Below are 4,468 nucleotides of genomic sequence, written 5' to 3'. Positions count from 1 at the left end.
TGGGCGGCCGACTGGCGGCCAATATCCGCGCGTCGGCCGCCTCGGCATCGTCGGGAAGTGAAACGCTCGCTCCCGCGACCGGCGCGGGCAGTCCCGCCAGCTCGTCCGATTCATCGCCACCCCCCACGGCGCAATTCGCGGGCGATACCATTTCGGCCGCCCGTGATGCGGGCGACATGGAGACGCCAGAGGATGAAGTTGCGGCCTTCGTCCAGAGAAGGGGGGACAGCTAATCATGGCCGCTGATCTGCCTCCGGTTGTCATAGAAGAACGGGTGCAATGCTCGATCGCGGCGGCGCTGCGCTATAACATTCCGGCGAACGTCATGCTGGCGGTCGCGGAACAAGAGAACGGTCGGCCCGGCGCGCGCGTCCAGAACACCAATAACACCGCCGATCTTGGCTCGATGCAGCTCAATTCCAGCTATATTCAATCGCTGGCACGCTACGGCATCCGGCCCGAATATGTGCTTGCGGCGGGGTGCTATCCCTACAACCTCGCTGCATGGCGTATCAGAAACCATATCCGGGATGACAAGGGCGACCTGTGGACGCGGGTTGCCAATTATCATTCCCGAACGCCGGTCCATAATGCCCGCTATCGGGCGCTGATTATGGCGAAAGGTGCGCGCTGGGAGGCGTGGCTTTCCTCGCGCTATAATACCTACAGCGTGAACGGCATCCCGGTAAGCGGCGGCGCTCCTGCTGCGCGATCGGCCTCGATCCCGCTCACGATCACGGCGGCCGACGCGACGGGCGGGGGCCAGCTCGCGGCGCAACCGGCGATCGTCCAGCCCCAAGGCAGCGCCGACGCCTCGGCGGGCTATGTCGCCTCGATCTTGGCCGCTGCGTTCAATGCTCGCATAACCGATACGTGGCGGGCGCTGGAAGCCAATTACGGGGCCGCCAACAGCTTTCACAAATATGGGCAGGCGGTGGATTTCGTGCCGCGTGCCGGGCTGCACACGATCACGCGCGAGCAAATCCGCGCCGTGATGGCGCAACATGGTATTCGCGTGGCGGAGCTGCTGGGGCCGGGGGACCGGGGCCATGCCGATCATTGGCATCTGGCTTTCTATACCGGCGATCAGACTCGGCCGCTCGATCGCGCTCAAATTGTCGTCGCCAGAGCGGAACGCGGGGTAGGGGGCCTAACCTCGGCGGCCGTGCAGCCGATGGCCAGCTATGAGGCTGCGCCAGCTCCACAAGCCCGCGTCATGGCGGCTCGGCCGAACGCCGCGCCTATTTCCGTTGCGGTGAATTTCCGGCGCGACATGCTGCATCCTTCGCCTACCGATCCCACGGCGGACCCGCGATTTATTCCGCGCACAATCACCGCCAGCAATTGAAGCGACGGCGCGCTAGGCGCTCAATTCGGCAAGCCGGTGTGGGCGCTGATCCCCATCCCGGCCAGCTCCTCAATGAGCCAGTCTCGAAAGTCCGAAATGGATTTCGCGCCTTCGGCCCTCAAGGCGGCAACGTCTTCCTCTTTGAAACTCCAATCGTCCTTGCCGATGTGGCGCAAGGCGCGCCAAACGCAATGCTTCTGATAGCTGTAGATCGCGCAACGGAGATACCCGCGAACGATCTTTTCCATAGCCGCATCGTCATTGCGGTGGCGATCTAGCAATGCGTCAAGGTCGGCTACGGACGGATTGGGATCAAGCATGGTCGGCCTCGATCTGTAGGGCGAGCTGGGCGAGGCGATCGGGAGCAAGCAAGTCGTCGGCCGCAAGGTCGATAGCGAAGGGTTCGCCGGGTTCGGGCGGCCGTCGATCGGCGGCGAAAGCGGCAAGATAGGGTTGCGCCGCGTCGGTTTCGATCCAGCGCCAGAAGGCAGGCCCTTGGCCGAATAGCCCGGCCTCGAACATATCGAGCCGGGCTTGCGCGAAATCATCGCACATTAGGCGAAGTGGATCACGGCCGATTCAGTGGTCCGCCCCTGCGGGCGCACGACAATATCGACCTTGCAGCCAAGCCGGGTGAGCATGGCTAGAAGCCGCTCAACCGAGACGCTGCGGAACTGGCCTCGCAGGATGCGCGACAATTCCGGTTGGGTAGATCCCGTAACCTTGGCGGCGGCGATCTGCGTCAACTTCCGCTCCTGCATGGCCTCGGCCACACGGGTAACGAGCTGGGCTTTCAAAAGGTGGGTGTCGGGGTCGGCAAAGCCTAGATCGGCAAAGACATTGCCGCTGCCTTCCTCAATGATTTCGTCCTGTGCGCTCATGCTGTGCCTCGCGGGGTCTGGTGTTGCCGGTGATGCTCCTCGGCGGATTTCAGCCGCGTTCGGATCAAATCCATATCGGCCTGCGGCGTGGCCTTGCCCTGCTTGGATTTCTTCTGGAAGGCGTGCAGGACATAGACCGCCTCCGCGAATTTGACCGTATAGACCGTGCGGAACGTATCGCCTTGGTGGTCGTCTATGATCTCGACCACGCCAGCGCCGCCAAAGCCCTTCAACGGCTTAGTGCTGGCGTGCTGCCCGCCTTGCTGCGCAAGGTGCAGGGCATAGCCCATTACGTCCTGCACATCGTCCGGGAACTCCCGAAAATCGCGCTTTGACGATGCCACCCATCGAACCGGCCGTTCCGTATCCATCGCGGCTATTATGCACAAATATACATAGCCCGCAAGCGGAAATTATGCGCGTATGTGCATATTGCCAGCTCGCTATGCCGATTGAGGCGACCGCGATCGGGGCGGCTCAATCGAGCGCCCTGCGCGACGAATGTATCAACGCCGGGGATGCAGGGCCGTAATTTTATGCTAGAGGCCCGGCGCGGCCCACGCCCCCCAATTTGTGCGGCCGTCCACTTCCGACGATGGCCCGCAAGGACTAGCCATCGTCGGAAGACCAACAAACAATCTAGCCGATGCCACGCGCCGCCCCTGTCCGGGCAGGCGAGGGCTGCTTGCCGTTGTAATAAAATTACTGCTCAATCTGGCCCTAGTTGCGCGTGCAATTTCCCTATTGTTGAGTCATCGTCCTCCCTACAGCGACCGAAAGGAGGACTAGGCTATGGTTGATTCTTCCAATATCTATCGAGAGCAACAGAAAGCGGTTGCCCTAGAGTTCATGGAAAAAGCTCTTGCGATACTCGTTGAGGTCGATGATTCAGCCGCAGATTGTTATCTGCAACAATCAATAGATACGTGCATGGCGTCACCGCGCATGACATTTCCCGAAGATGAATTTTGGGATTGTGTTGATGAATTGCCACATTTGACCGATCGCGTCTTGTTCCTGCATCGGCAGAACGGGCTTTCGATCGAGCAAATCGCCAAACGACTAGGCATCGAGCAGAAAGAGGCGGCCGAACGGCTTTCCGTGGGGCTTGCCCTTGTTCGCGGCTCATTCAGCCTGATGGAGCATTAATCGCCGGAATCGGGGTGAGGAAGCATCTTGCCGAGCGTGGCGACCAATTCACCGGGCATGTAGGGCTTGGCGATATAGGCAGCGCCGTTCGGCAATTCGCCTGCACCTGGTCGCACGCGGCCAGAGGTAACGAGGACCGGCATGGACGGCCATCGGTCGCGGACGGCAGCGGCCAAGGCAAGGCCGGTCATCCCTCCGGGCATTTCAATATCGGTGAACACCGCGCCAATGTCATCGCGGCCGTCAAGGATCGCCAGAGCGTCCGCCGCCTCGCACGCCTCAAAGACGCGATAGCCCGCGTCCATAAGAATGTCGGCCGCCATCGTCCTCACTAGGGGTTCATCCTCCACAACCAGCACGGCCGCGCTGCCCGATCCTAATCCCATTTTCCCGGCTCCCCGTCCTTTTCGGCCTTCTCCTGTGCCGCATCACGCAACATTCCCGCCCAGCAAGCGAGGATCAAACCTTCATCGGGTGCGGTTTCCCCGGTGATGACAGCGTAAATCCCCAGCACATTGGAGGTTTCCTCCACCGTTGAGACGCCTTTCCCTTCCAGCAACCCGGCGAGGACCGCCAGCGCCCCGCCCATCGCCCGCACCATTGCCGGATCGGAGAGCTTCGCGCCGGGGAATACGTCTTCATCTGGCGTCCCCTCGCTCATGCGGCCTGCGCGCCTCCCTTGGGTGCGATTATCACTTGGTTTCGGCCGCCCTGTTTTGCGGCGTAAAGGGCTTCATCGGCCGCTTTGAGGGCCGCCCTTGGATCAGGAAAATCAAACACGTCCGCAATACCAGCGGAGAATGTAATTTGGCCCAATGGTTCATCCGTCTTGCGGTTTCGCAAGCGACGTTCGGCCATTTGTTCGCGCAAGCCGTCAAGTTTCTTATGCGCTTCGGACAGGCTGACGCCTCGGAACAGCATAACAAACTCCTCTCCACCGTGGCGCGCTACATGGCAATTATCGTCCGAAATCGTAGCAAGCATTTCCGCGATAAGTCGAATGACCCGATCGCCTGCATCATGGCCGTGCGTATCATTGATGCGCTTAAAATGGTCTATATCGCAGAAAGCGGCTCTGTTGCAAAAATCG

Annotated in this window: 9 protein-coding genes and 1 pseudogene; 3 read left to right on the top strand and 7 right to left on the bottom strand. The window is 60.8% G+C overall.

Going from position 1 to position 4,468, the window contains the following annotated elements:
* Both H926_RS34505 and H926_RS0106685 read left to right on the top strand, forming a co-directional pair.
* Positions 1-233: pseudogene (locus tag H926_RS34505) on the top strand (P-type conjugative transfer protein TrbL); the annotation flags it as partial.
* 2 nt (positions 234-235) lie between these two features.
* Positions 236-1,348, top strand: a complete 1,113-nt coding sequence (locus tag H926_RS0106685) for a transglycosylase SLT domain-containing protein (protein WP_013041568.1) — start codon at positions 236-238, stop codon at positions 1,346-1,348.
* Positions 1,349-1,368: 20 nt separating this feature from the next.
* Here H926_RS0106685 and H926_RS0106680 read toward each other — a convergent pair whose 3' ends face one another.
* Genes H926_RS0106680 through H926_RS0106665 form a run of 4 tightly spaced genes read right to left on the bottom strand, consistent with a single transcriptional unit; the run spans position 1,369 to position 2,600 of the window.
* Complete coding sequence (locus H926_RS0106680; RefSeq protein WP_013041567.1) at positions 1,369-1,668, bottom strand: hypothetical protein; 300 nt, start codon at positions 1,666-1,668, stop codon at positions 1,369-1,371.
* Complete coding sequence (locus tag H926_RS0106675) at positions 1,661-1,903, bottom strand: hypothetical protein (RefSeq protein ID WP_013041566.1); 243 nt, start codon at positions 1,901-1,903, stop codon at positions 1,661-1,663. Before H926_RS0106675 ends, H926_RS0106680 begins: the two co-directional genes overlap by 8 nt.
* Positions 1,903-2,229, bottom strand: a complete 327-nt coding sequence (locus tag H926_RS0106670) for a helix-turn-helix domain-containing protein (RefSeq protein ID WP_006964370.1) — start codon at positions 2,227-2,229, stop codon at positions 1,903-1,905. The genes H926_RS0106675 and H926_RS0106670 overlap by 1 nt, the downstream gene beginning before the upstream one ends.
* The gene (locus H926_RS0106665; protein WP_013041565.1) at positions 2,226-2,600 is read right to left on the bottom strand and encodes a type II toxin-antitoxin system RelE/ParE family toxin; all 375 of its coding nucleotides are present in this window, start codon (positions 2,598-2,600) and stop codon (positions 2,226-2,228) included. The genes H926_RS0106670 and H926_RS0106665 overlap by 4 nt, the downstream gene beginning before the upstream one ends.
* 421 nt (positions 2,601-3,021) lie before the next feature.
* Here H926_RS0106665 and H926_RS31550 point away from each other — a divergent pair, with 421 nt between their 5' ends.
* Positions 3,022-3,378: a sigma factor-like helix-turn-helix DNA-binding protein gene (locus H926_RS31550; RefSeq protein WP_014194370.1), complete on the top strand. Its 357-nt coding sequence runs from the start codon at positions 3,022-3,024 to the stop codon at positions 3,376-3,378.
* Here H926_RS31550 and H926_RS0106655 read toward each other — a convergent pair.
* The 3 genes from H926_RS0106655 to H926_RS31545 all read right to left on the bottom strand — a co-directional run.
* Positions 3,375-3,764: a response regulator gene (locus tag H926_RS0106655; protein ID WP_014194371.1), complete on the bottom strand. Its 390-nt coding sequence runs from the start codon at positions 3,762-3,764 to the stop codon at positions 3,375-3,377. The two genes, H926_RS31550 and H926_RS0106655, sit on opposite strands and share 4 nt — an antisense overlap.
* A complete protein-coding gene (locus tag H926_RS34500) occupies positions 3,755-4,039 on the bottom strand; it encodes a hypothetical protein (protein WP_014194372.1) in 285 nt (94 codons plus the stop codon). The genes H926_RS0106655 and H926_RS34500 overlap by 10 nt, the downstream gene beginning before the upstream one ends.
* A partial coding sequence (locus tag H926_RS31545; protein ID WP_148291656.1) for a GGDEF domain-containing protein occupies positions 4,036-4,468 on the bottom strand: 433 nt, incomplete at its 5' end. The genes H926_RS34500 and H926_RS31545, both read right to left, overlap by 4 nt.

Source organism: Novosphingobium sp. B-7 (genome assembly GCF_000410615.1).
GTDB classification, from domain to species: Bacteria; Pseudomonadota; Alphaproteobacteria; order Sphingomonadales; family Sphingomonadaceae; genus Novosphingobium; species Novosphingobium capsulatum.
Note: the sequence above shows the minus strand (reverse complement) of the source record. Positions and strands in the feature narration are given on the sequence as shown.

Excerpts from the sequence above, each read along its gene's own strand:
- H926_RS0106685 (WP_013041568.1), top strand. The coding sequence starts at position 236 with ATGGCCGCTGATCTGCCTCCGGTTGTCATAGAAGAACGGGTGCAATGC.
- H926_RS0106680 (WP_013041567.1), bottom strand. The coding sequence starts at position 1,668 with ATGCTTGATCCCAATCCGTCCGTAGCCGACCTTGACGCATTGCTAGAT.
- H926_RS0106675 (WP_013041566.1), bottom strand. The coding sequence starts at position 1,903 with ATGTGCGATGATTTCGCGCAAGCCCGGCTCGATATGTTCGAGGCCGGG.
- H926_RS0106670 (WP_006964370.1), bottom strand. The coding sequence starts at position 2,229 with ATGAGCGCACAGGACGAAATCATTGAGGAAGGCAGCGGCAATGTCTTT.
- H926_RS0106665 (WP_013041565.1), bottom strand. The coding sequence starts at position 2,600 with ATGGATACGGAACGGCCGGTTCGATGGGTGGCATCGTCAAAGCGCGAT.
- H926_RS31550 (WP_014194370.1), top strand. The coding sequence starts at position 3,022 with ATGGTTGATTCTTCCAATATCTATCGAGAGCAACAGAAAGCGGTTGCC.
- H926_RS0106655 (WP_014194371.1), bottom strand. The coding sequence starts at position 3,764 with ATGGGATTAGGATCGGGCAGCGCGGCCGTGCTGGTTGTGGAGGATGAA.
- H926_RS34500 (WP_014194372.1), bottom strand. The coding sequence starts at position 4,039 with ATGAGCGAGGGGACGCCAGATGAAGACGTATTCCCCGGCGCGAAGCTC.